The sequence below is a fragment of the Acidimicrobiales bacterium genome (genome assembly GCA_040219515.1).
Classification (GTDB): Bacteria; Actinomycetota; Acidimicrobiia; order Acidimicrobiales; family Aldehydirespiratoraceae; genus JAJRXC01.
On the sequence record JAVJSI010000018.1, the window covers coordinates 257,924 to 279,570 of the forward strand.

The 21,647-nt window shown below is 67.0% G+C and carries 19 protein-coding genes and 1 tRNA gene; 7 read left to right on the forward strand and 13 right to left on the reverse strand.

The window, feature by feature from the left end; all coding sequences use genetic code 11:
• Window positions 1-31 precede the first annotated feature (31 nt).
• The 4 genes from RIB98_19500 to RIB98_19515 form a co-directional block, all read right to left on the reverse strand.
• The gene (locus tag RIB98_19500) at window positions 32-1,861 is read right to left on the reverse strand and encodes an S-layer homology domain-containing protein (GenBank protein ID MEQ8843169.1); all 1,830 of its coding nucleotides are present in this window, start codon (window positions 1,859-1,861) and stop codon (window positions 32-34) included.
• A gap of 10 nt (window positions 1,862-1,871) precedes the next feature.
• Entirely contained in the window at window positions 1,872-3,272 is a 1,401-nt protein-coding gene (locus tag RIB98_19505) for a DUF1800 domain-containing protein (protein MEQ8843170.1), read from the reverse strand.
• Window positions 3,273-3,372: 100 nt separating this feature from the next.
• Window positions 3,373-4,464 carry a polysaccharide pyruvyl transferase family protein gene (locus RIB98_19510; protein MEQ8843171.1) on the reverse strand — a complete coding sequence of 364 codons (1,092 nt, stop codon included), beginning with the start codon at window positions 4,462-4,464 and terminating at the stop codon, window positions 3,373-3,375.
• Window positions 4,465-4,584: 120 nt separating this feature from the next.
• Entirely contained in the window at window positions 4,585-6,222 is a 1,638-nt protein-coding gene (locus RIB98_19515; GenBank protein MEQ8843172.1) for an AAA family ATPase, read from the reverse strand.
• Between the two features lie 410 nt (window positions 6,223-6,632).
• On the opposite strand from RIB98_19515, the gene RIB98_19520 reads away from it, so the two are divergent.
• A complete protein-coding gene (locus RIB98_19520) occupies window positions 6,633-7,334 on the forward strand; it encodes a hypothetical protein (GenBank protein ID MEQ8843173.1) in 702 nt (233 codons plus the stop codon).
• Between the two features lie 34 nt (window positions 7,335-7,368).
• On the forward strand, window positions 7,369-8,712 hold the full coding sequence (locus RIB98_19525; GenBank protein ID MEQ8843174.1) for a CDP-glycerol glycerophosphotransferase family protein: 1,344 nt from the start codon (window positions 7,369-7,371) through the stop codon (window positions 8,710-8,712).
• Here the strand turns inward: RIB98_19525 and RIB98_19530 are convergent.
• The 4 genes from RIB98_19530 to RIB98_19545 form a co-directional block, all read right to left on the reverse strand.
• Window positions 8,703-9,470, reverse strand: a complete 768-nt coding sequence (locus RIB98_19530; protein ID MEQ8843175.1) for a 2-C-methyl-D-erythritol 4-phosphate cytidylyltransferase — start codon at window positions 9,468-9,470, stop codon at window positions 8,703-8,705. The genes RIB98_19525 and RIB98_19530 overlap by 10 nt on opposite strands.
• The gene (locus tag RIB98_19535; GenBank protein MEQ8843176.1) at window positions 9,401-10,315 is read right to left on the reverse strand and encodes an NAD-dependent epimerase/dehydratase family protein; all 915 of its coding nucleotides are present in this window, start codon (window positions 10,313-10,315) and stop codon (window positions 9,401-9,403) included. Before RIB98_19535 ends, RIB98_19530 begins: the two co-directional genes overlap by 70 nt.
• A gap of 4 nt (window positions 10,316-10,319) precedes the next feature.
• On the reverse strand, window positions 10,320-12,176 hold the full coding sequence (locus tag RIB98_19540) for a sugar transferase (GenBank protein MEQ8843177.1): 1,857 nt from the start codon (window positions 12,174-12,176) through the stop codon (window positions 10,320-10,322).
• 67 nt (window positions 12,177-12,243) lie between these two features.
• A complete protein-coding gene (locus RIB98_19545; GenBank protein MEQ8843178.1) occupies window positions 12,244-13,164 on the reverse strand; it encodes a glycosyltransferase in 921 nt (306 codons plus the stop codon).
• A gap of 69 nt (window positions 13,165-13,233) precedes the next feature.
• On the opposite strand from RIB98_19545, the gene RIB98_19550 reads away from it, so the two are divergent.
• The 3 genes from RIB98_19550 (at window position 13,234) to RIB98_19560 (ending at window position 15,510) form a co-directional block, all read left to right on the forward strand.
• On the forward strand, window positions 13,234-14,490 hold the full coding sequence (locus tag RIB98_19550; GenBank protein MEQ8843179.1) for a glycosyltransferase family 2 protein: 1,257 nt from the start codon (window positions 13,234-13,236) through the stop codon (window positions 14,488-14,490).
• Complete coding sequence (locus RIB98_19555) at window positions 14,487-15,416, forward strand: glycosyltransferase family 2 protein (protein ID MEQ8843180.1); 930 nt, start codon at window positions 14,487-14,489, stop codon at window positions 15,414-15,416. Before RIB98_19550 ends, RIB98_19555 begins: the two co-directional genes overlap by 4 nt.
• 17 nt (window positions 15,417-15,433) lie before the next feature.
• Window positions 15,434-15,510, forward strand: a tRNA-Lys gene (locus RIB98_19560).
• Window positions 15,511-15,721: 211 nt separating this feature from the next.
• Here the strand turns inward: RIB98_19560 and RIB98_19565 are convergent.
• A complete protein-coding gene (locus RIB98_19565; GenBank protein MEQ8843181.1) occupies window positions 15,722-16,453 on the reverse strand; it encodes a hypothetical protein in 732 nt (243 codons plus the stop codon).
• Between the two features lie 169 nt (window positions 16,454-16,622).
• Between RIB98_19565 and RIB98_19570 the strand changes: the two genes are divergently transcribed.
• The gene (locus tag RIB98_19570; protein MEQ8843182.1) at window positions 16,623-18,044 is read left to right on the forward strand and encodes a hypothetical protein; all 1,422 of its coding nucleotides are present in this window, start codon (window positions 16,623-16,625) and stop codon (window positions 18,042-18,044) included.
• A 506-nt stretch (window positions 18,045-18,550) separates the two neighbouring features.
• Window positions 18,551-19,252 (forward strand): hypothetical protein, encoded by a 702-nt coding sequence (locus RIB98_19575; GenBank protein MEQ8843183.1) that lies wholly within the window; start codon window positions 18,551-18,553, stop codon window positions 19,250-19,252.
• 1 nt (window position 19,253) lies between these two features.
• Here the strand turns inward: RIB98_19575 and RIB98_19580 are convergent, their stop codons facing one another.
• From RIB98_19580 to RIB98_19595, 4 genes are all read right to left on the reverse strand, one after another.
• Window positions 19,254-19,799, reverse strand: a complete 546-nt coding sequence (locus tag RIB98_19580; GenBank protein MEQ8843184.1) for a hypothetical protein — start codon at window positions 19,797-19,799, stop codon at window positions 19,254-19,256.
• Window positions 19,800-20,007: 208 nt separating this feature from the next.
• The gene (locus RIB98_19585) at window positions 20,008-20,724 is read right to left on the reverse strand and encodes a hypothetical protein (protein MEQ8843185.1); all 717 of its coding nucleotides are present in this window, start codon (window positions 20,722-20,724) and stop codon (window positions 20,008-20,010) included.
• The gene (locus RIB98_19590) at window positions 20,721-21,089 is read right to left on the reverse strand and encodes a hypothetical protein (protein ID MEQ8843186.1); all 369 of its coding nucleotides are present in this window, start codon (window positions 21,087-21,089) and stop codon (window positions 20,721-20,723) included. The genes RIB98_19585 and RIB98_19590 overlap by 4 nt, the downstream gene beginning before the upstream one ends.
• The gene (locus tag RIB98_19595) at window positions 21,086-21,616 is read right to left on the reverse strand and encodes an RNA polymerase sigma factor (protein ID MEQ8843187.1); all 531 of its coding nucleotides are present in this window, start codon (window positions 21,614-21,616) and stop codon (window positions 21,086-21,088) included. The genes RIB98_19590 and RIB98_19595 overlap by 4 nt, the downstream gene beginning before the upstream one ends.
• Between the last annotated feature and the right edge of the window lie 31 nt (window positions 21,617-21,647).

A 21,647-nucleotide genomic window follows, 5' to 3' on the forward strand; every position in this document is an offset into this window, starting at 1 on the left:
GCCTCCCCTCGGGGGCCCTTCTCCGTAGCCGTCATACCATGGGGCTTCCCGCCAGCCGCCAGAGGAACGTGGCCATCTGGCCCCGGGTGACCGGATCCTCCGGCGAGAAGGCCGCGGGTCCGGTCCCGGTCGTGATGTTTCGCTCCGAGAGCCAGTCGATTGCTTCGGTGTAGTACTGGTCGCGGGGGACGTCGCGAAAGGCCGACCGCCGCGCGTCGCCGGGCGCACCCTCGAAGCGCCACAGGAACGTGGCGACCTGGGCCCGGGTGACCGGATCTTCCGGAGAGAATCGGTTCCCACCGGTACCGGTCGTCACCCCCTCCGCCTTCGCCCAATCGACGGCCTTCGCGTAGAAGGCCGACCGAGCGACATCGGAGTATCCGGAGTTCGGCGACCCGGTGGGCGACCCGCGGTAGCGCCACAGGAACGTGACCATCTGCCCGCGGGTGACAACGGCGTCGGGCGAGAACACCCCGGGCCCGGTGCCGGTGGTGATTCCGCGGGCGGACAGCCACGCGACTGCGTGTGCGTAGTACGCGTCGGCAGGCACGTCGGAGAACACGAGCGGGCCGTGGCCGGTTGGGCTCACGCCCTGACCCGACTGCCCGGGGGACCCCGCTCCAGCGGAAAAGAGATCGAGCTTCCCGAACTTCTGGCCCAGGATCTCACGGTCATCGGCTTCCAACCACTCGGACAACACGGTGGCATGGACCTCTCGGAAGTCGAGGTGATGCTTCATGTCACCCCGACGGTCGAGGTCGGTGATCGATGGTTGGATGCCCTTCAGGCCACCCTTGACCCGTTCGCCGATCATCATCACCATGCCGGCCGTGCCATGGTCGGTCCCGCCGGAGGCGTTGGGGACCACGCGACGACCGAACTCCGAGAACACGAGCATGGCGGTGCGGCTCACGAGCGCCGGCGACAGCTCGGCGAAGAACTCCTCGATCCCGGCGTCGAGGTCGCCGAGAAGCCGTTCGTGGTCGGGCCGCTGGGCGTCGTGGTGATCGAACCCGCGCAGCGTGGTCGTGATGATCTGCGTACCCAGATCGAGGTTGGCCACCCGTGCGGCCAGGGACATCTCGCGCGCGAATCCCTCGGCCGGCAGGGCGCCGCCGAAGGCCGGCCCTACGTCGAGGGCGCGGTCGATGGCCGCGCTGTAGATGTCGCTGAACGCACCGACGGCGGGACTCACGTCGCGGCCGCCACCGGCAAGGCCCGCGAGCGCCTCATGGACGAATCGCTCGTGACGAAGGTGGCGGTCCGAACCGAACAGCGAGCCCTCGGGTGGAAGGACGGTGGGTTTGCTCGCGTCCCCGACGACCAGGAGCGGAGCTGTCCGCTCGATGGCCACGGCCCGCAGTCCGCCGCGGTCGACGCCATCCACGAATCGCCCGAGCCAACCGGTCGGATTCAGCATCCCCGGCTTTCCGCTCATCCAGGTGGCCGCCGAGGTGAAATGGCTGCGATCGTCGGACGCCTCGCCGACCCCCCGGACGAACGCCACGCGTCCGGTGTCATAGCGGGCCTTCAATCGGGGCATGACCGGGTTGAGGAAGAGCCCTTCCCCGATTGCGGTCGAGTCGTCGACGCTCACCGCCATCGACCCTCGCTGACGGTGGTATGCGCCGTCCTCTGCGGGAACGAGCGTGTTCAGATGATCGTTGCCGCCATTGAGGTACACGACGACCAGCAGGCGAGCGGAGGGGTGGAGGGGTGCTGCGGCGGACGCGGCGGCGTCGAGCCATCCGGGCACGAGCGCGGCGGCACCGCCCGCGGCCAGAGCACCCTGGAGGAACCGGCGCCGCGCGATTCCCGAGGCCTCGGACGTCGGGAGGAGCCGGCTTTGGGAAGAGACCATCATCGTCGCCTCATTGGACTTGGAACTCCGGTGACAACACGCCCAGGAGGAACCCCTGCATCGGCATGGGCCACGTGCCCATTTCGGTGGCGCGTCGGTGCCACCGCTCCATCTCACGCCGAGTGCTCGCGCTCACGGTCTCGAGTCCGAAGAGATCGAGAATCGCCTGTGTGGCCTGGGCCGGAGTGAGCGACGCGATGTCGGAGAGCAGCCCGCGATCAGCCGCCTCCCAACGAACCACCTGGTTCATGAGCGAGCCTCTCGCCCACAGCGAGGAAGTGGAGATCCAGGTGTCGCCACCTCCCCACCCCTCGACGCCCGGCGGGTCGAACAGGACCTGCCCCATGGGGATCATGCGCCACCGCAATCCCATCGTGGCGGCGGGGATTCCCGTTCGCTTGACGACGGAGGCCACGTACTCGGCCGGCGACTTCGGGAGCGCATGGCGCGTGGTCGACCTCCAGAACTCGTCGTGCAGGAGAACAGCCCGCAACAAGGCTGCGACCTGCATGTCCGACGCGACGAACGCGCCGGCCAGATCGGACACAACGGCATCCGACGGCCTGTCGTGGACCAGGAATCGGAACAGTTTCCGGGCGATGTGACGGGCGGTGGCGGTACGTCGTGAGCCGTCGACGAGCTCGTCGACGGTGTCCCTCTCGCCCGCGTTCTGGGCGATGCCGTTCCAGTTCGCTGTGACACCGAAGAGTCGCTTGTCGCCGTGGTCGTGCATCTCCGGCCGGTAGACGTAGGACGTGTCGCGAAACGAGCCGTTCCAACCGACGGTGTTGTGGCCGGTCCATGCCCGGGCCATCGCAACCACGTCGTCCTCGCTGTAGTGGCCGACGCCGCAGGTGTAGAGCTCCATGAGCTCTCGCGCGAAGTTCTCCTGGACCAGCCCGGCGACGTTGGTCTCGTTGTCGAGATAGACGAGCATCGCCGGATGGACAGCGACGGCCTTGACGAGGGCGCTGAAGTTCCCGAGTCCCATTCGTCGGAACATTCGCAACTGGTCCCACATGACGGGGAAGTCCCCGACCTTGTCCTGTGCACATGCGAAATGGCCGTGCCAGAAAAGCACCATCTTCTCTTGGAGCGCAGACGGGGCCGCGACGGCACCGACGGCCGAGGGCAGGACCGTACGGTTCGGCAGGTTCGCCATCCGTGCCACCCACCAGTTGGTGGCCTGGGACTGTGCCTTCCACTGATCGCTCAGGGTGACGAACGCGGGTTCCCCGACATCGGGACCCTCAGGTGCGGGATCCGAATCGGTGAACCCCATCAGGGCATCCACGCACGAGCGGCGCGTCCGTCCGGTCAGCGCGTCGATCTCGGCCGGCGTACCACCGAACCCGGCGCGTCGTAGCAGGTGCGCGGCGTCCGCGGCAGTGACGATGCTGTTGGGGGCCAATGGCTCGCATCCTCCGGATCAGAGCAAGATCATCTCTAGTATCGACCCGAACAGCGTGCAATTGAGTGTCGCCCCCGCAGCTCCCCCGGGCGTGCACCCTTCAGTCGGCGAGATCCGACAGCAACTGGTGCAACCATTCACACTGCGTCTCGCGACGTTCCTCGAGCAAGCCCGGTTTCGGTACCAGCTTTCCGTCGACCGGGGGCTCGGCGTTGACCTGATCGAGCAGCCCGGCCCGCGGCGTGTCGCCGAGGAACCAGGACGGGCGGCCGTAGGCCGCGGCGGCCACACACGAATGCACGCGGTCGGCCATCACGAGTTCGGCGTTGGCCAGCAGGTCGAGGTACGAGAAGGGCTCGTCGGCCACGAACGAGTTCGGATGGCGGTAGTTCAGCCGGTGGAGCGGCGGGTTCGCACGGTTCGAGGTACGGACGATCGTGTAGGGACCGACAGAATCGTTCGTTCGACGCCGGCGCAGCGCTTGGCCGGCGTAGCTCGCGACATGCCCGAACCCCGCGAGGCGACCCAGCACCCGGGCCGCCGGCCGGACCATGATCGTGGCATCCGGGAGGGCATAGCCGGCCGACGTCGCCCCGAGACCGGCCGATGGTTCGTCGGTCCGAGCGCTGATACGGGGCTCCGGGAACCGGTCGAAGTTCACGACCACGTAGTGCGGGGAGCCATCGAGCGAGTTCGGCTGGTATGCCCACGGGAGAAAGAACGCCGAGTCGAGGCCCGACACCGACTCGATCCCGGCGTCGGTGAGGACCTGGTGGGTCACCTCGTCGCGAGCACAGGCACCAGCGACGAGGCCTGAGTCGGCGAGGTCGCGAACGAGTGACCGCTCGTGAGAGTCGAAGCGAAACAGTCCGATTCCCAACAGAAGGACCCGCGTGCCCCTTGCCTTGAGTTCCTCGAACGTGCTCGCCCACATCTCGTCGAATCCTCGACGCAGCGTTGGCCCCTGCAACACGAGGAGATCGGGGTCGTACCACTGGATGATGTCGAGGCTGGCACGAGGGCGACCGCTGGACTTTCGCCACAGGGTCCAGTTGCCGGGACTGTCAGGGACGAAGAAGACGTCGGCCTCGGGGGCAGCCCGCTCGATGAGCGCCCGACCACCGAGCTGGAAGAAAGCGTTGCCGATGTTCTGTGAGTAGTACCCGGAGGTCACTGCTATTCGGGTTGCCATCGTCGCTCCGTCGTTGGCATCAGGCTGCGGACGGTACCACGCCCATTCTTCTCTGGCGAAGCCCCGCGCCGCGGTCCGCGCACGCGAGACCACGACGCATGTCGCGGTCCGGAAGCCTGGTCAGGCCAGCGCTCGTTCGCCCTCCCGCCGGGGCTGACCGGCGAGATAGACAGGATGCGAGGACCGGGTCCGGTTGGCCACCAGGCCGACGAGATTGGCCCCCGAATTCCGGAGCAGGTCGATCGTGAGTTGTACTTCCTCGCGTCGAGAGTAGGCGGGGTCGTAGACGACTACGACGGTGTCGGCGTGGTGCGCGACCAGCCGGGAATCGGACGCGCCGAGCGTTGGTGTGGCATCGATGACGATCAGATCGTAGACGCTGCGCAGCTGTCCGAGCATGAGACCGAACCGGTCGGAACGCAGCAGGTCGCTGGCGGACTCCGACTGCTCGCAGTCGACGACCTGCAGGGTGGGGAGGTCGGTCGAGATCGCGACCTCTTCGACCGAGGCGGTCCCCGCCAGCAGATCGCTGAGGGTCAGGCTGGGGTGGTCGAGCTCCAGCCGGTCGACCACCGACGGGTTGGCGAAGTCGGCATCGATGAGCAGTACCCGGGTGCCTCGGGACGCTTCGGCTTGCGCGAGGTTGACCACGGTCTGCGTTTTGCCCACGCCTGCCCGGTCCGAGCTGAAGACGATGCTCTGGAGCGGCTCCGAGACATTGCTGAGCCAAAGGCTGTTGAGCAGTACGTGGTAGCCGCTGAGTTCAGCGGGTGAGAGGTCGCGAAACCGTCGGACACGGCCAGGGGCCGCGCGATCCCTGCGGATCTCCCCGATTGTCGCCATCACCGGCGTGTCGACCAGCCGGGAAAGCTCTGCACCGTCGAAGGGGTGCCTGTCGAGGAACTCACGGACCACGGCGAGGACGGCGCCCAGAATGAGGCTCGCCAAGATCGCGAACATGATGGCGACGGGCAGATCGGGTGAGACCGGATCGGCCGGAAGCCGGGCGTTGACGCTGACCCGTCCTATCGATTCGGGCTGGTCGAGAACACCCAGGACTCGGGACACACGGCCCAACTCGAGCTCGGCCTCGCCGATCTGGGTGCTGAGGCTGTTGAGAAGCGGCTGCCGCTCCGCGACGAGAAGCTGATACTCGGAGTCGAGCGCGAGCTGTTCGAGAGCACCGGTCGCCGCTTCGCGGCGACTTCGGGCATCCTCGATCTCGGCGTTGACCTCGGACCGTTCCTGAACCAGCCGGTCCCGGCGCGTGGTGAGCGCCTCCTGTTGGCTCTCGAAGGAGCGGCGGAACTCGGCAGTGCGTTCGGCGAGATAGACCTCGGCCGCGGCTGTCGCCCCCTGCTGCGCCTTCTCCGCCGAATCCGCCTCCACCTCGAGGAGAAGGACCGACGCATCCTCGATGTCCTGGTCGGGCGCCTGGGTCCTCACGGAGCCGTCGACCTCCACCTCGAATCCCGCCGCTTCCTCGACTGCCCTGAGGTAGCGATCGCTGCCGACATAGGCGAGTTCGGCCAGCGGTTGACGCTTGAGGTCATCGCTGGTCTGGTTGAAGAGCGCCTCGTTGGCGTCGGTGAGAATCAGGACCGATGACGACGACGCGTAGACCTTGTCGCGCATCAGGGTGGCCACCGCCACGATACCGACGATGACGAGCATTGTGCCGACCACCCAGCGCCACCGACGCCGGAACAACGCCAGGTAGTCACCCAACGCCAGCTCTTCGATATTCGATTCAGGCACTCGGGCTCCTATGAGTTCGATCGCGTCGCCTCGCCGCCGAAGGATACCAGCCTGTGGAAACCTACTAACAGGGGGCGTTTTGCCCATTCCCAGGAAAGCGAGCCGGCCCCGGAACGCGGCGCGGGCCGATCCCGAGGGCTATCGTCCCGCCGACCGCATTTCGACCACCAGCGGGCGGCACCCTACACTCCGTAGCCTTCCCACTCTGTCCGTACTTTTTCTTGTCCGTACTGTACCTGTCCGTAGCCTTCCCAGTCCGGGGGTTGTTGTTCCAGATGAGCGATCACCGGCAGCCGATGGGTGCAGCCCCCCACAGGCCGATCAACAGAGGCGATTCGATCGATCTGGGCCCTCTCGGAGTTGCGCGTGTCGGACGCGTCACTCAGCGGAACTGGTCGCGAGTGGCCAAGGTGTCCACCGACACCGAGCAGTACTTCCTGAAGCAGTTCGTCGATCGGGTCGGCAAATGGCACCGACGCGGCTTCGAGGGCGACCGCCACACCGTCGAGTCGCTGGGCGACGACCTGGCCGGCGTCTCCGTCTTGCGGCCGGTGTTGCGTGATGAACAGCGCCTGTTCATGGTGTTTCCCTATATCGAGATGACGACGATCGACTCGATGACCAGACGCGACGCCACACGCAGCGACGCTGCGACGCGCGTGGGCGATGCAATGGCCGCCATCCTTCGCGCCCGAGCGGTCGACGACGACCCCGAACGAGTGCTGGTGTGGAAGGGCCTCGATCCCAAGAACATCGGGTGGTCGCCCGACGGACGCCTGTGGGTGTTCGACTTCGGACCCACGGTCGAGACGACCCTTCATGATGCGGCGGCGCTCGTCGTCGCAGCCGGACTGCTCTCTCGCTGGGTCGCCCGTCCCGGACTGCACCTGATCGCACCAGAACGACGGATCCTCCGCGGCGTCTCCGAGCCTGTCGCCCCGATGACCACGCTCGACGAGGTACAACGGGCGCTTCGCGGCCACAAGGAACTCCGCCAGCGCGAACCGCAACGTGAAGGTATCCGGGCGGCGGCGACCAAGCTGGGACTCCACACACTCGGTTGGGTGCACTGGCGTTCCATCGACAGAGAGGCGCAGAGGTTGTTCAGGTGAGCTACGGGACCCTTTCGACGGGTTGACCGCGGCAATGACACGGTCACTCGCTCAACGCGCGCTCCTCACCCTGCTGCGGCCCGTCCAGTTCCTCGGCTACGCATTGGTCGGATTGATCCCTCGGCGCCGCGACCAGTGGGCATTCGGCTGCTGGGACGGCCATCGCTTCGGCGACAACGCCGGTGCAGTCTTCCTCCACGTGGCCCTGAATCCCATCGAGGGTGTCCGCACCGCGTGGATCACCAACGAACGCGAGATTCGCCGACAGCTCCGCAGCGATGGCCACCGGTGCTACACGACGTGGTCCCCTCCCGGCATGTGGTTCGCCGCACGCGCCGGCATCTACATCTACGACTCACTCCCGAAGGACATCAACTTCTGGCTCTCCCGCGGGGCCCTCCTCGTCCACCTGCGCCACGGCATCGGGATGAAGAAGATCGAGCGGGCCATCGACGCGCCCGACCACCGTCTCTACAAACTCTTCCACGGGCGCCCGTTGCAGCGGGCGTTCTGGCGCCTCCTGCTCCCCTGGCACGTGCCCACGCCCGATCTCCTGATGTCGTGCTCCCCGGCGCATGCCGATCAGGGCAGAGAGTTGTTCGGGGTGCCACCTGATCGCATCCGGATCACCGGCTTCGCCCGACACGACGAGTTGGTCCCCGTGCCGCCCCAGGATCGGGCGGCGATCCCCACCCAGGGCGAGCCGATTCCGGTCGATCGGCCCGTATTCCTCTATCTACCGACATTTCGCGAGGGACTCGGCCGCCAGGGCTTCGACTGGGAGTCCCTCGACGAGGCCGCCGGTCGAGCCGGGGTCACGATTGCCGTGAAGCTGCACTTCGTCGACGCCACTCGTGGGGTGCTCGGCATCGAGCGGGCGCAACGTGCCGAGAATCTGCGCATCGTCGATCCGACGGTCGATCCATCGCGTCTGTATCCCCACGCCGACGGAATGATCAGCGACTTCTCCAGTGCACCGTTCGACTTCATGCTGCTGGATCGCCCGATCATCTACTACGCGCCCGACAGCGCAGCGTTCGAGGCGGCGCGACCCCTCATGTTCACCCTCGAGGAGATCGCGGTCGGCCCGATATGTCACGACGCGGCAACCCTGTCCGAGGCACTGCGGGCGTCTCGTCGCGGAGTGATCGACGCCTACCGGGCCCGATACGAGCAGATCCGCGACCACTTCCACACCTACCGGCCGGGGCACGCATCGGCTCGCGTGGTCGACGCCGTGCTCGAGACGCTCGTCCACGGGCGGCAGGATCCCAACCTTCCGTATCGCTACGAGTATGTCGCCGACGGCGAGGCGGCCGGGCTCCACGAGACGCTGCCGCCACCGCCCGACGCCGCGGCGCGGGCCGATCAGTCGTAGGCCGCCGGGTCGGTCATCGCCACTTCGAGCCGGTGGAGGTCGCCGGCGGTCGTGAGCTTGAAGTTCGACCGCGGACTCTCGACGAGTCCGATGTTGGCGTGCAGCCGCCGGGCGATGTCGAGCGTGGTCTCCCCGAGATCGCCGACCCTCATTTCCTGGGCCACGCTCTCCATCAGTTCACGCCGATACACGGTGGGATCAGCGGTGAACCCGGTGATGTCGCGGGCGATGAGCCAATCCAGGTTGTCGTTGGCCCGGATGAAGGTGGTCTCGTTGCTCCGCACGAAGGCTTGGACACCGTCGTGCTGCTTCACGCTCTCGAGACACCCCTCGATCAACGAGTCGGGCGTGTTGGGCGATGCTGCGTTGCGCAGGATCACACCGGTCGTGGGGTCGGTCTCGTCGGGGATCGCTTCGACCCCGGCGATGACCGAGGCCCGCCGCGTGTCGCCACCCATGGCGATCTGGATGTCGGCGTCGGGGAGATGTTCGTCGATCATCTCGACGATCGGTCCCTTGGTGCCGTCGGAGACGACGACCACGACATGGTGGCCCATGCGGTGGTGCTGCTCGAGCGCGTGGATCACCACCGGTCGGCCGAGGAGTTCGAGGAGCTGCTTCGGCCGATCGGCACCCACCCGGGAGCCGGTGCCCGCGGCAAGGACCAGCGCGACCGGCGTGTGCGGGTCTACCGGTTGGTGAAGTGAGAGCGGATCATCGCCTCTACTCCGGTTCGCAGATCTGGGATCTCGGGGCATGCAACGTCATTCATCAGTGAAATATCGGCCAATGTTCGTTCCAAGGTACCTCCCCGCGGGGTCGAATACGTTGCAGCCAACCGCCGGCACGTGAGGTCGTCGAACACCTCGACGAGTTCGCTCAACGTGGTGGACCGGCCACTGCCTACGTTCAGGAGCAGTGGAGGCGGCACCGCAGAGGTGCTCGCAGCCACGATGACGTCGGCCACCGTGTCGAGATGGACGAAGTCACGCGAGAAGTCCGGCGTCCCCGAGAGTACCGCCGGGGCGCCGGTCACGACCGCATCGAGTAGCGCCCCGCAGTAGCCTGTGCGAAGGTCCATCCCCGGCCCGTAGACCGAGAACGGGCGAAGTGAGGTCACTTCGAGCGTGGTGTTCGCCGCGAAGTGCGCGCAGTAGGCCTCGGCGACGCACTTCCCGAGCGCGTACTCATCGGTGGGCCGGACGAGATCACTCTCGGTCGATGCCACCTCCGTCTGGCCGTAGACCTTCGCGCTCGACAGTTGCACCACCCGCCTGACACCGGCCTGTTCCGCGGCCCGCAGCACGTTGAGCGTGCCGCCGACGTTCACGTTGACATGGCGATTCGGCTGGCGGGCGACCTCGTCGGCATGGTGGATCCCGGCGGCGTGGACGACCGCGTCCACATCGTCGAAGAGTGGGCGGATCTTCTCGGGTTTCGTGATGTTCGCGAAATGCACCGTCATGTTGTCGTGCGGCGGCGGCGGCGCCGTGGCCGGCCGTCGCGCCAGGTCGATGACGCTCACCTCGTCGCCGCGCTGCAGCAGCCGCCGGACGACCTCACCGCCGATATAGCCCAGACCACCCGTGACGAGGACGCGCATGCAACTAGGAGAGCTGGAGGATGTCGCCGACGGTCTCCTCGGCGACTTCCGACTCGATGACGCCCGGCCGACCGACCGCAGCCATGTAGAGCTCGATGAACGTCTCGGCCACTGTCTCGACCGAGGCCGCCTGCACGTGGCGGGCCGACCGTTCGATCCGGGCTGCGAGCGGCTGGTTGAGCTGCGATGAACCGAGGGCGGCCCGCAGCACCCCTTCGGCGTCGGCGCGGACCGCGCCGTCGTCGCCGAGCACGATCTCGGATCCACCGACAGGGGTAGTGAACACGGGAATGCCCGAGGCCAGCGCCTCGAGGATGACGAGGCTGAAGCCCTCGCCGAGCGAGGGAACGACCAGCGCGTCGGCCGCGGCCATCAACCGATGCACGTCGTCGCGCCACCCGAGCAGTTCGACGCCGTCGGTGGCCAGCTCCTCGACCCCGGCGCGCATCGTGCCGTCGCCGACCAGGACCAGCCGATGACCCTCGACGTCGAGGTTGCCCCAGGCCCGCAGGAGGGCGATCTGGTTCTTGCGATGGCTGAGCTCGCCGACACACAACAAGACGCGTTCGGTGACCGGCCAACCGAACTCGAGACGGGCCCGGTTGCGGGCGGCAACCGACAGCGGCTCGAATCCGGTCAGGTCGACGATGGGACGCACTCGTTCGGTGGCTCGCTGCTTCGGGGCGTCGGCGGCCTCCTGGTCGCTGAGCACCATCAACATGTCGGCGCGTGAGTCGAGGACGCGTTCGACCGAGCGAGCAACCGTGCGGGCGAGCGGGTGTCGGGTGGAGAGGTGACCCCAGCCATGGGGCTGATACAGCACCGGCACGTCGATCGACCGCACTCGTGAGGAGAAGCCGGCGAAGGTGGCGTGCGCGTGCACGAGATCGATGTCGGCATCGGCCACGGTGTGCCGGATCGCCCGACCCACCTCCACGACGGAGCGGGGGCGCCGGCGCCACGGCACCTGCACCACCCTCTCGGCCCAGGACGAGAAGTCCCACGTCTGTCGGTCACAGGTGAGGACGACCTGATCGAGGCCGCGGGCGGCGAGTTCCTGCCCCAACTGGTGGACGTAGGCGGGCACGCCCGAGAACTCGGGTTCGAGCACATGGAGGACCCGCAAGGGCCGGGGCTCGAGATCGATCGGGTCGATCGATTCGTCGGCTGCCTCGGATGACGTGGGAGCCGAACGAGGACCGACGCCGAGGAAGAGCCCGACGGTGCGCAGCGCGATGCCGACGTCACGACGGAAGGTGAGGTCGCCGACGTAGAGCGCATCGAGATGCACGCTCATGTGCACGAACCCGGCCCGCAGCTCCGACACCTGCCATTCGCCGGTCATTCCCGGCCGCACCAGGTGACGGGGGTGGTGGACGATGTCGTGCTCGGCCGCCACCTGCGGCATCTCCGGTCGCGGGCCGATGAGGCTCATCTCGCCGCGGATGACATTGATGAGCTGAGGAAGCTCATCGAGTGAGAGGCGCCGGATCAGGCGACCGAACCTGGTGTGGCGCGGGTCGTCTTCGGGCGCATGGTGCGGCCGGGGGCCGAGGACGGACTCGTCCCACGGCTCCTCCGGCTTCATCGACCGGAACTTGTACATCGTGAACGGCACCGCACCCCGGGTGAGCCGCCGCTGGGGGAAGATCACCGGCCGGCCGAGAGCGATGGCCACGGCGATGGCGAGGATGATGAGCAGCGGTGAGAAGACCAGCAACAGCACGACGCCGCCCACGAGATCGACCGGACGCTTGACGAAACGCTCGTACTTCGTGCGGGTCCGCGCCAACCCGTCGAGCCGGAGCGGCGCCCTTTCGGCGGCTCCACGACGATCGGTGGTGAGTGGTTGCTGTGCCATGATTCACACTGAGTGTGGCCACTGTTCGTGAGATGCGCAAGAGCTGGGGAAAAATGTCCCTCCCACTTCACCGATGACGGGCGACCGCCCAGTGCGCAGCCAACCGGCGACGGAGCGGCCACGCGCGAGCCCCGCGACGATCGGCCGTCAGCGAGTTTCGGAGGGTGAATCCCGACGCACCGAGGTCACGCAGAGCGTCCACAGCCCGTGACACTTCATCGTTGGCCGGAGGGAGGTCACTCTCCGACAGGATCGTCGCGGCAGCGATGGACCACTCTACGTAGTCGTTTCGTCGCGTTCGGCCGATCGAGCCGGTGGCGCCGGCGCCGCCGGTCGCCGTGGCCGGATGCCGCCGCCAACTCATGGTCGGTGCGCGCAGGAGCCGGAGCTCGCCCGCGTAGCCGGCGACGAGTGCCGTCCACCAGTCGTGCATCGTCGTGTCGTGGTCGAGAGCGACGACGGCGTCCGCCAGCGCGCGGGTGCCGACCATGGTCGCCCCGATCGCCGCGTTGATCATCAACAGCTCCCCGAACTCGGGAGTCCGACGCACACCGCGATCGTGCAGGGCCGACGCGCCCACGACGGTTCCCGCGGCGTCGGCCACGAACGCGTCGGTGTAGACCGCCGCGATCGGACTGCGGGCGGCGGCGAGTTCGTCCAGCGACCACGCAAGCTTGTGGGGCTCCCAGATGTCGTCCTGATCACAGAATGCGAAGGTGTCGGTCTCGACCCGGGCGAGAAGCGCGAGGAACGACCCGGCCGGACCCAATCGCCCCCGATCGTCGTCGACGATGCGGACGCGGTCGTCGGCCGCCGCGTGGGCGGCCAGCAGCGCGCGGGTGCCGTCGGTCGAGCCGTCGTCCCGACACAGCAACGTCCAGTCGTCGAACGATTGCGCCCTCAGGGAGTCCAACTGCTCGCCGAGGTGACGCTCCCCATCGAAAGTCGACAGGAGTACGGTGAGCGCTGCGCGAGTCGAGCCGGTCATGGCCGTCAGTCTGGCGTCCCTCGTCCGCCCACCAGTGAGATACCTGCCCTGTTCCTCTTCAGTGAGATCGTGGATCGCTATCGGTGGCCCCGCCGGCGCACCCGTCTGCCGGGACGACAGCGCCTCCGCGAGCTGCGACGGGACCCTCGCCTGTTCGGGCGGGCCGTCGACCGCGTGCGCAGCGCGGAACGACTCGGCGACGACTCCCGCCTGATCGGCCTGCTCATGGTGCGCGACGAGGACGACATCCTCGACGAGATGCTCGCCACCGCGACCCGCTGGTTCGACCGCATCCTCGTGCTCGACGGCACCCCGGCCGGGCCCGCCCGCGACCGAACCGACGCCATCCTCGACCGCACACCCGAGGTCGTCTTCCGTCTACGCGACGAGGACCTGGACCATCCGGTGCGTGACGGCGCCCGCCAGCACCTCCTGGCCGAAGCCCGCCGCCGCTTCGGCACGGGTCACTGGATCGGCATCCTCCACGCCGACGAGTTCCTCGACCAGGACCCCCGCCCGATGCTGGCCGCGCACAACCCCGGGCTCGACCCGTCGCTGCGGGTGCGGCTCGTCCACACGTTCCTGCACACGGCCGACCGGGCCGAGTGGGCCACCAACGCCGAACTTCCCGTGCGCGAACGCCTGACCCGTTGCATGTGGCCGGGCGTCCCCGAGGCGCGCTTCTTCCACGACTTCGGCGACCGCGACTACGACGTGATGCACCACGGCAAGGTCATCCCCACCTCGTTTCGCAACGGCCCCCTCGTCGACGGCTACGTGATCACGGGATACAACGAGCGCGACCCCGCCCAGCTGCTCGAGCGGGCCCGTGACCGGGCCGCGACCGAATGGCAGCGGGGCCACTATTCGCGTCTCGACGACGGCCTCGACGCCGCGTTCACCGACACGCTCGATCTGCCCGATGCGCCGTTCGCGCCGGAGTTCGCCGGCGACCCCGAAGGCCCGTTCACGGTGCAGCATCGCAACGCCGTGCCGATCGGGCCGTTGCCCGAGACACCGGAGCTGGTCGAGCAGGCAACGGCGAACCAGACCCTCTCGTTTGTGCCCGGACTCGCCGCGCTCGTGACCGCGCCGAGCCGCGTCGGTGCCCTGCGCTGGGCCGGCGCGGTACGCGTCGACATGACCGGTGCCGCGGCGCTCGTTCGTCACACCGCATGGATTCTCGGCAGCCCGCGCACCACCGAGGCACAGCGTCGGAAGGCGGCCCGGGAGTTCGTCCTGCTCCTCCTTCCCGCCCTCGGCGGCGGGTCCCTCCTCGGCGATCGCGACCAGGTCGCCGCGCTACGGGCGATCCTCGCCCCATGACCCGTCCCGTGCCCTCTGTCGCCGGCCGCGTGAGCGTCGTGGTCCTGAACTGGAACAGCGACGGCATGGGCGCCGACGCCGTCGCCTCGGCGGTCGCGCAGACCTGGCCCGACATCGAGATCGTCGTGGTCGACAACGCCAGCACCGACGACTCGCTCGACCGGATCCTGGCCGAGCACCCCGACGTGACCGTCGTCCGCAACGACACCAATCTCGCGTTCGCCCGGGGGATGAACTCCGGCATCGCCGTCGCCACCGGCGAGTTCGTGCTGCCCCTCAACTGCGACGCCACCCTGTCCCCCACCTATGTCGCAACTCTGGTCGACGTGCTGCACCGCGAACCCCGCGCCGCGGCGGCCGGCGGCCTCGTCGAGTCGACCCGGGCCGGGGTGTCGGGCCCGATCGAGATCACCTCGACGATGCGGACCCGATCGCTGCCCACCGACCACGCAACGACCTGCGACAAGCTCAACGGCGCCACCCCCCTCTTCCGACGGACCGCCCTCGACCAGGTCATCGAGCTCTTCGGTGGTCCCTACGACCCGACCTACGACATGTACGGCGAGGACGTCGATCTCGCCCTCACCCTCGGCCGGCTCGGCTGGCGCTTCCACTACGAGCCGGCGGCCGTCGCCCAGCATGTGCGCTCCTACGGCACCGCACCGAAGGTGGCCAACCGCCGCGGCCGGTTCCGGGTGTCGACGCTGGCCAACCGCCAGCGCAACATCGTCCGCCACGGCCCCCGCGCCTGGTGGCTGGTGAGCACCTTCGCGGCCACCCAGGACGTGGGCTTCGTCGTCGTCCGGTTGCTCAGGGGCGACACGGCCGCCGCGGTCGACGTCGGCCAGGCGTGGCGACGGGTCATCCGCCACGGTCGCGCCGATCTCCGCAAGCGCCGCATTCTCGGCGTGCCCCGCCCCCGCTGATCGCTATCCTCGCCGGTGGGCCGCTAGCTCATCGGGTTAGAGCAGGGGACTTTTAATCCCAAGGTGCCGGGTTCGAGCCCCGGGCGGCCCACCAACCTGACCTGCTGGTTTGTCTATGCCCTCCCTGATGTATTTGCCTCCTGCAACGGAGAGATCGATGCCGACGGGAACACGACAAACATCGTGCCGATTTCCTTCCCAAAGATTGGCGACGAAACGTTCGCCACACGAATCGACATCGACGGCTTCTTTCCCGCGTCTGCTCTCTACGTTCTGGCTCGCCGAGGAGATCGTCTGATCTGCCCCTAGGGCTGCACGGTTGGGTAGGGAATTGGCACCGAAACCGTGCTGATCGGAGGATGCGGTGTCGAGCCGCCCTGCGCCACTTCCAAGTGCTCGACTCTGAGCTGTTGGCGGCCGAGACCCTGTTGGTAGCCGACGCAGTCGACGCTGCGGATGCTCACCGTGTGGCTTCCGCCCGAGAGTCTTCCTGTCGTCACGTCAAGGTTGATGGCCCTGGACGCCTCCACTGAGCCGAGGATCTCGCCGTCGACTGCGATCCCAACGAAGCAGAGTTCAGCCGGGATGGGAAGAAGCGACGATTCTCCCATCTGCGCAGGTAGGAAGTCGGTGTCGGCCCAGCAGATCGGGTAGGGAGACCAGATCGGATCACTATCGGTTCGTGAGTTCACGAAGGTCTCGTACTCGATGCGAAGGACGTCGCCTTCGGCAACGTTCTTGGTTACCTCCAGCGGTTCGATGTCCTGTGGGCCGACGTCAACGCCAAGGTCCGCGGCCACAGATGGGTCGTAGCATTGCCAAGAGAACGGCTGACCATCCCATCCCTCGACATAGCCCCACACGTCCAGAAACTCGGGCGGCACGTCGTGGTCTGACGGGTCCACCGTGATTGGGAATACGACCGGCTCATCGAAGTCAGTCCAGCCGAGGTCGATAGTTGAGGACTCACTTGTAGCCCATTCACACCCGCTGCCCACCAGCAACATCGTCACCACCACACTCAGGATTCGCCGCATGGACGACAAGGATGGCGGTCTCCCAAGAGAGTGTCCAATGGCAAGGCGTAGCAATCTTGGATCGAGACAGCCACTCCCGTCTGACGAAACGGGGACGTCCAGACTAACGCCTGGCTATCGCACCGGCGCCGATGTGGTTGACTGGCCACTGATATCTACGGAGGGGGCCATGGGCGAGTCAGAGCGGCGGGCGGGAACAACGCTGATAGGCACACTCGCGGTGCTGCTAGCGGTTCTCGTTCTCGCGGCGGGCTGCGAGTGGGCCGTCGGTTCGCACTCGTCGGTGCAGATCGGATGGGTTGAGGACGAACCGATCGTATTCCCGATGACAATCGATCCATCCGACCACACGCCTCCTAGCGAACTCATCAATTCACTGGGCGAATTCTGCTTCTCGGTCGCCGAGGCGAATAGTCAGTCCGCTCCGTGCTACAGCTGGGACGGCGTCACGCCGTTCTCGTGGCAGTGCTACGCGCCAAAGGCGGCGCACGAGTTGCGTGGGCTAGAGCCGACGGCAGTCGGACCGCTCAAGGCGGACTTCTCCAACAGTGCCGGCGCTTTCGTACGCGCAGAGTGGACGAGCGAACTGCAGCAGAAGGACCTGGGTACGTTCTGTCCGCTCGATGCCGATTTTGCCCCGCTGCCGCACCCGGACCCGAACGGTCCCTCGTTCTATGAGCCGGCTGAGATCTGCTACACGACCATGCTCGTTAACGGCGAAGCTCAGGGAACAGCGATCTACGGCGGTACCTTCGGGCCATTGACTGCCGCCTCGAACGAGTTCTCGTTCGGCGTATTTGCCTGCACCGGTCATCAGTTCAACTCTGGATCGCAGCGGCTTGTGGCGGAGCTTGTCTCGATTGATCTCGCAGGGACTAGTGCGAGTTCAGGCACGACGATTCCGACGCCCACCACGGAGTGGAATCCCTACCCGACGGTATCCCCGACAACGACGACCACCGCGCCGACGTCGCTCGCACCAGTCATCACAGACTTGAGGCAGGATGGGATTCGTAGAGTCGACCTCGTCTTCACCGAAGCCACGGACCCCTCGGTCACGGCACACCGAGCCACACTCACATCCTCCGATGAATCCACAACCACCGAATACTTCTTCACCGGTGGGCCGACTTTTTCCCTATCGCTGTCCGTTACACCCGGAGATACCGTCTCGGCCGAGGTGTGCTCGTTGGTCGGATCAGCCGAGGTCGAATGCGTCACCGCGTTCGTTGTCACATGGACCCCGACATGCAGTGCGGAGCTTTCTGACGCGTCCCTGCCCGAACTCGGCTACCTCGTATTCGACGTGATGCTTCAGGAAGACTCTCTCTCTACACCCGTGCCCAACAACGCAACGCTCGGCGCATTCATTAACTTCGACAGCACCACTTTTTCCGCTGACGCCTTCTCTGGGCTGCAGTTCCCTCTTGGGTTGACCGACACCTTCGAATACTCGACGCCCGGCACGAGCCTGGTCGGCTTCGACTACTTCCTTCAGATCGAAGACAGCGACGACCTCTTCAACGGACCTCCAGCCCTTCCTGAGAAGCGCTACTGCACAGCGTCGGGAACCGTCTCGGCAGCGAGTTGATTCGACACCGGAGTTCTACGGGTTCGCGCCAGTTGTTCGCGAGGCGGCTGAGCATCTCCACTCCTTCAGGCCGGGTGAATGGCGCATCTCTGCAGCCCCATGGAGTTCTCGTTTCGGAGGACGGTGGATTCCACCTAGCCCCTTCGATGGCCACCCCGAGCGGACTGGAAAGCTCTCAGCGGGAACTGACGGTTTTGTATACGAAATTTCTCACAGGAGACCTCCCTCCAAGGAGGGGGACCACCTCGGCAGTACCCCGGTTCGAGAAACAAGCTCGGGCCAGGAGCACAGCTTGATTGCTCACTCGTTGCTCAAGCGCTGCGGGAACTCGTGAGATCGACCGACACGGTGTGGCCTTCAACCGCTGCCGGCCCCTAGAAACGGCGGCTCTATGGCACCCTGTGCGATGCTTGGAATATTGGCCGGAAGGACTTTTAATCCCAAGGTGCCGGGTTCGAGCCCCGGGCGGCCCACTGGAAAGCACGTGGCGTTCTACCATCGTTGTCGTGCCGTTCCGTCAGATCTTCGTGGTGCTCCTCGCACTGATCGCCATCCTGCTCGCCGCGCTGGTGGTGCTGAGCTGGGACGGCGACGACGACGACACCGACGCGACCGACGGCACCACGACCGTTCCCGACGACGCGACGACCACGTCCACCAGCACGACGACGACCGTCGCCCCCGTCGCCGTCGAGATCCCGGTCGACTGCGGCACCGATCCCGACACCGAGATTCCGCCCCCGGCCGTCGGTCCCACCCTCGGCCGCAACTCATCGCTCAGCACGGTCGGTCTCGACACCGTGACGTTCGGTCTCACCGTGACCCAGGCCGAGGAGGCGTCGGGCCACACGATGATCAACTGCGAGCCGGTCAGCGAGTGTTACCGGGTCACCCCCGACGGCGCACCGGTGGGCATCAGCTTCGTGGTCGACGCCGGCACGATCGAACGGGTCGACATCGTCGGCGAGAGTCCGGTCACCACCGTCTCCGGCGCGGGCATCGGCACGACCGGCGACGAGCTCGACCAGCTCTTCGGCGAGAACCTCGAGCGGGTCGATCTCGGCGGTGGGCAGGTCGACGTGTTCTACGTGCCCACCGACGAGAACGACCAGGACTTCCGAGTGGCCTTCACGACCGTCGACGGCGTCGTCGAGTCGATGCGCGCCGGGCGGGTGCCGCTGGTGTCCGAACCCGAGGCCTGTACCTGACTCAATCGAAGATCACGGCCGGCAGCTCGCGCACGAAGCTTCGGCACTCGACGACGACCGTGCCCAATCCGGCGGGCGTGAACTCGCCCGTCTCCAGGTCCAGCGCGGTGACGAAGTCGACCTCCTCGAACTCGAGCACGTCGTCGACGAGTTCGAACGGCAGCACGCCCTCGAGGCGGGGTTCGAACAGCACCGCATTGGCGCCCTCGCCGACCTGGAGCCCGATGTAGGGCTCCCCGAGGTACGCCCGGATCAACCCGATGACCCGCCGGCCGTTGACGTCGACCCCTTCGACCGCAACCTCGACCTCGCCCGCACCGCCCGCCGCGCACAGGGCGTCGAGCTCGTAGGTCGCCGGTCCGATCTCGATCCTGGCCACGGACGTGAGCCCGACCGACGTGGTCGGCGCGGTGAGATCGGTCGCGCCCGCGGTCGACGTCGTCGGGGTGGTGGTGGGGGCCCGCTCGCCGACGGGACCGTCCTCTACCGAGCAACCGCCCAGGAACACGCCCGCGGCATACACGAGAAAGAGAAGGCGGCGAAGCATCCGCCAAGGCTAACCACACGCCAAAACGAGAGATGGACCGCCCTTGGGGCGGTCCATCTCCAGATTCACAATCGGGAGTCCAATCCGACAGGTGATCCGTTGCCGCTGAGCGGCTACACCCGTACTACGCACGAGAAGCCGCTGAGTCGCGGGATTTCTCGGATTCTTCCGCGAATGGGCCCTATGACCCAGCCCATGACCCAGCCCGTCAGCGGTGCTGCACCCGCAGATCGCCTCGTGACAGGCGGGTGTTGGGTACGTGCAGCGACGCACCGTCGGCGTCGATCTCGACCGATGCCGGATGCAGCGCGACGATCCGTCCCGCCACACCGTCGACCTCGATCTCGTCGCCCACCCGCACGAGTCGGGCCAGGTGGCGACCGGCCGCCAGTTCGCCGCCCATCTCGCGACCGCCCAGGCCGACGAGCAGCGCGAACGCGCCGGCCAGACCGAAGGTGGCGGCGCCGGCGATGATGCTCAGGATCGTGGTGTCGACCCCCACCTGGCTGAGCGCGAGCACGGTGGCCACGGCGTAGACGAGGAACGCCCCCGAGGCGGCCAGTTGGCTGCGCACCCTTTGCGTCGAGCCGGCGAACGCAGTGTTGACCGCGCCGGCGAGCGCGTAGGCGATGGCGCGGCCGGCGATGAGGATCAGTCCGGCCGCGAGGATCCGCGGCGACTTGCGCAGGATGTCGGCCGGGATGGGTTCGAGCGTCTCGGGGTTGACGAACCCGATGGCCACGATCACGCCCAGCGCGGTGAAGAACAGGAACAGGAAGGTGGCGGTGGCCCGGGCGGCATCGTGCATCTCGGCCCGCTCTTCGCGGCCCTTCAGGATGATGACGCGCACGAGCGCGGCACCGACGACACCGGACAGAAGTCCGACGATGACAGCGCCGGTGGCGTAGATCCAGGGATCGATCATGAAAGGTCTCCATCGGCATCGTCGGCCGCTGGGGCCGCGCCATGAGGGTCGTCACCCTCGGTGAGTTCGGGGTCGAGAATCGACCGGGCGACGTCCCAGCCGATCGCGAAGAGGTCGAGGAAGGCACCGAAGGCCGCCTCGTTGCGGAGGCGGACGTCCATGCCGCCATGGGTGCGCTCGCGGAGGTCGTCGGGAGGGGTGGTCGCCGCCTGCAGATCGGCGACCATCTCCTCGTCGAGTTCACTGAGCTTCTCGAGCTGTTCCTGGCAACGAAGGCAGCCCTCGATGTGGTTCGACACACGACGGGGTTCGCCTGTGTCGAGCCAGCGCTGCAGCCGCTGGGGGTTCGGATGTCGGGCACTCATTGCCACTCCTTCATGCTGTTCTTCAGGGCCTTGCGGGCCCGGAACAGGCGGGTCTTGACGGTCGGCAGCGGAAGGTCGAGGGCGGCGGCGATCTCCTCGTAGGAGAGGTCGTGGACCTCTTTCAACACGATGAGCGCACGCGAGTCCTCGTCGAGGTGATGCAACGCTTCGAGGAGGTCGTCGAGCTGGGCCCGCCCCTCGACCGTGCGGGTGGTGGACACTCCCTCCGGCCCCTCGGGGAGGGTGTCGTGGCCATGGAGGTCTTCGCGACGTGTCCGCAGCAGCGAGATCGCGGTGTTGCGCGCCACTTTCAGCAGCCAGTTGCGGGGAATCTCCTCGCCGGGACCGACGGGCGAGTTGCGCCACGCCTTCAGCATCGTCTCCTGGACGACGTCGTCGGCCAGCGCCGGGTCGTGGACGATCGAGCGCGCGACGCGGTACACCGCGGCGGCGTGGCGGTCGACGACAGCCCGCAACACCTCTGGGTCGGGGGCCTCGCGCCCCTCGAGATCGGGATTGGGAGACATGCGCTTCCCTGCCAGTCGGCACGCAGGGAAA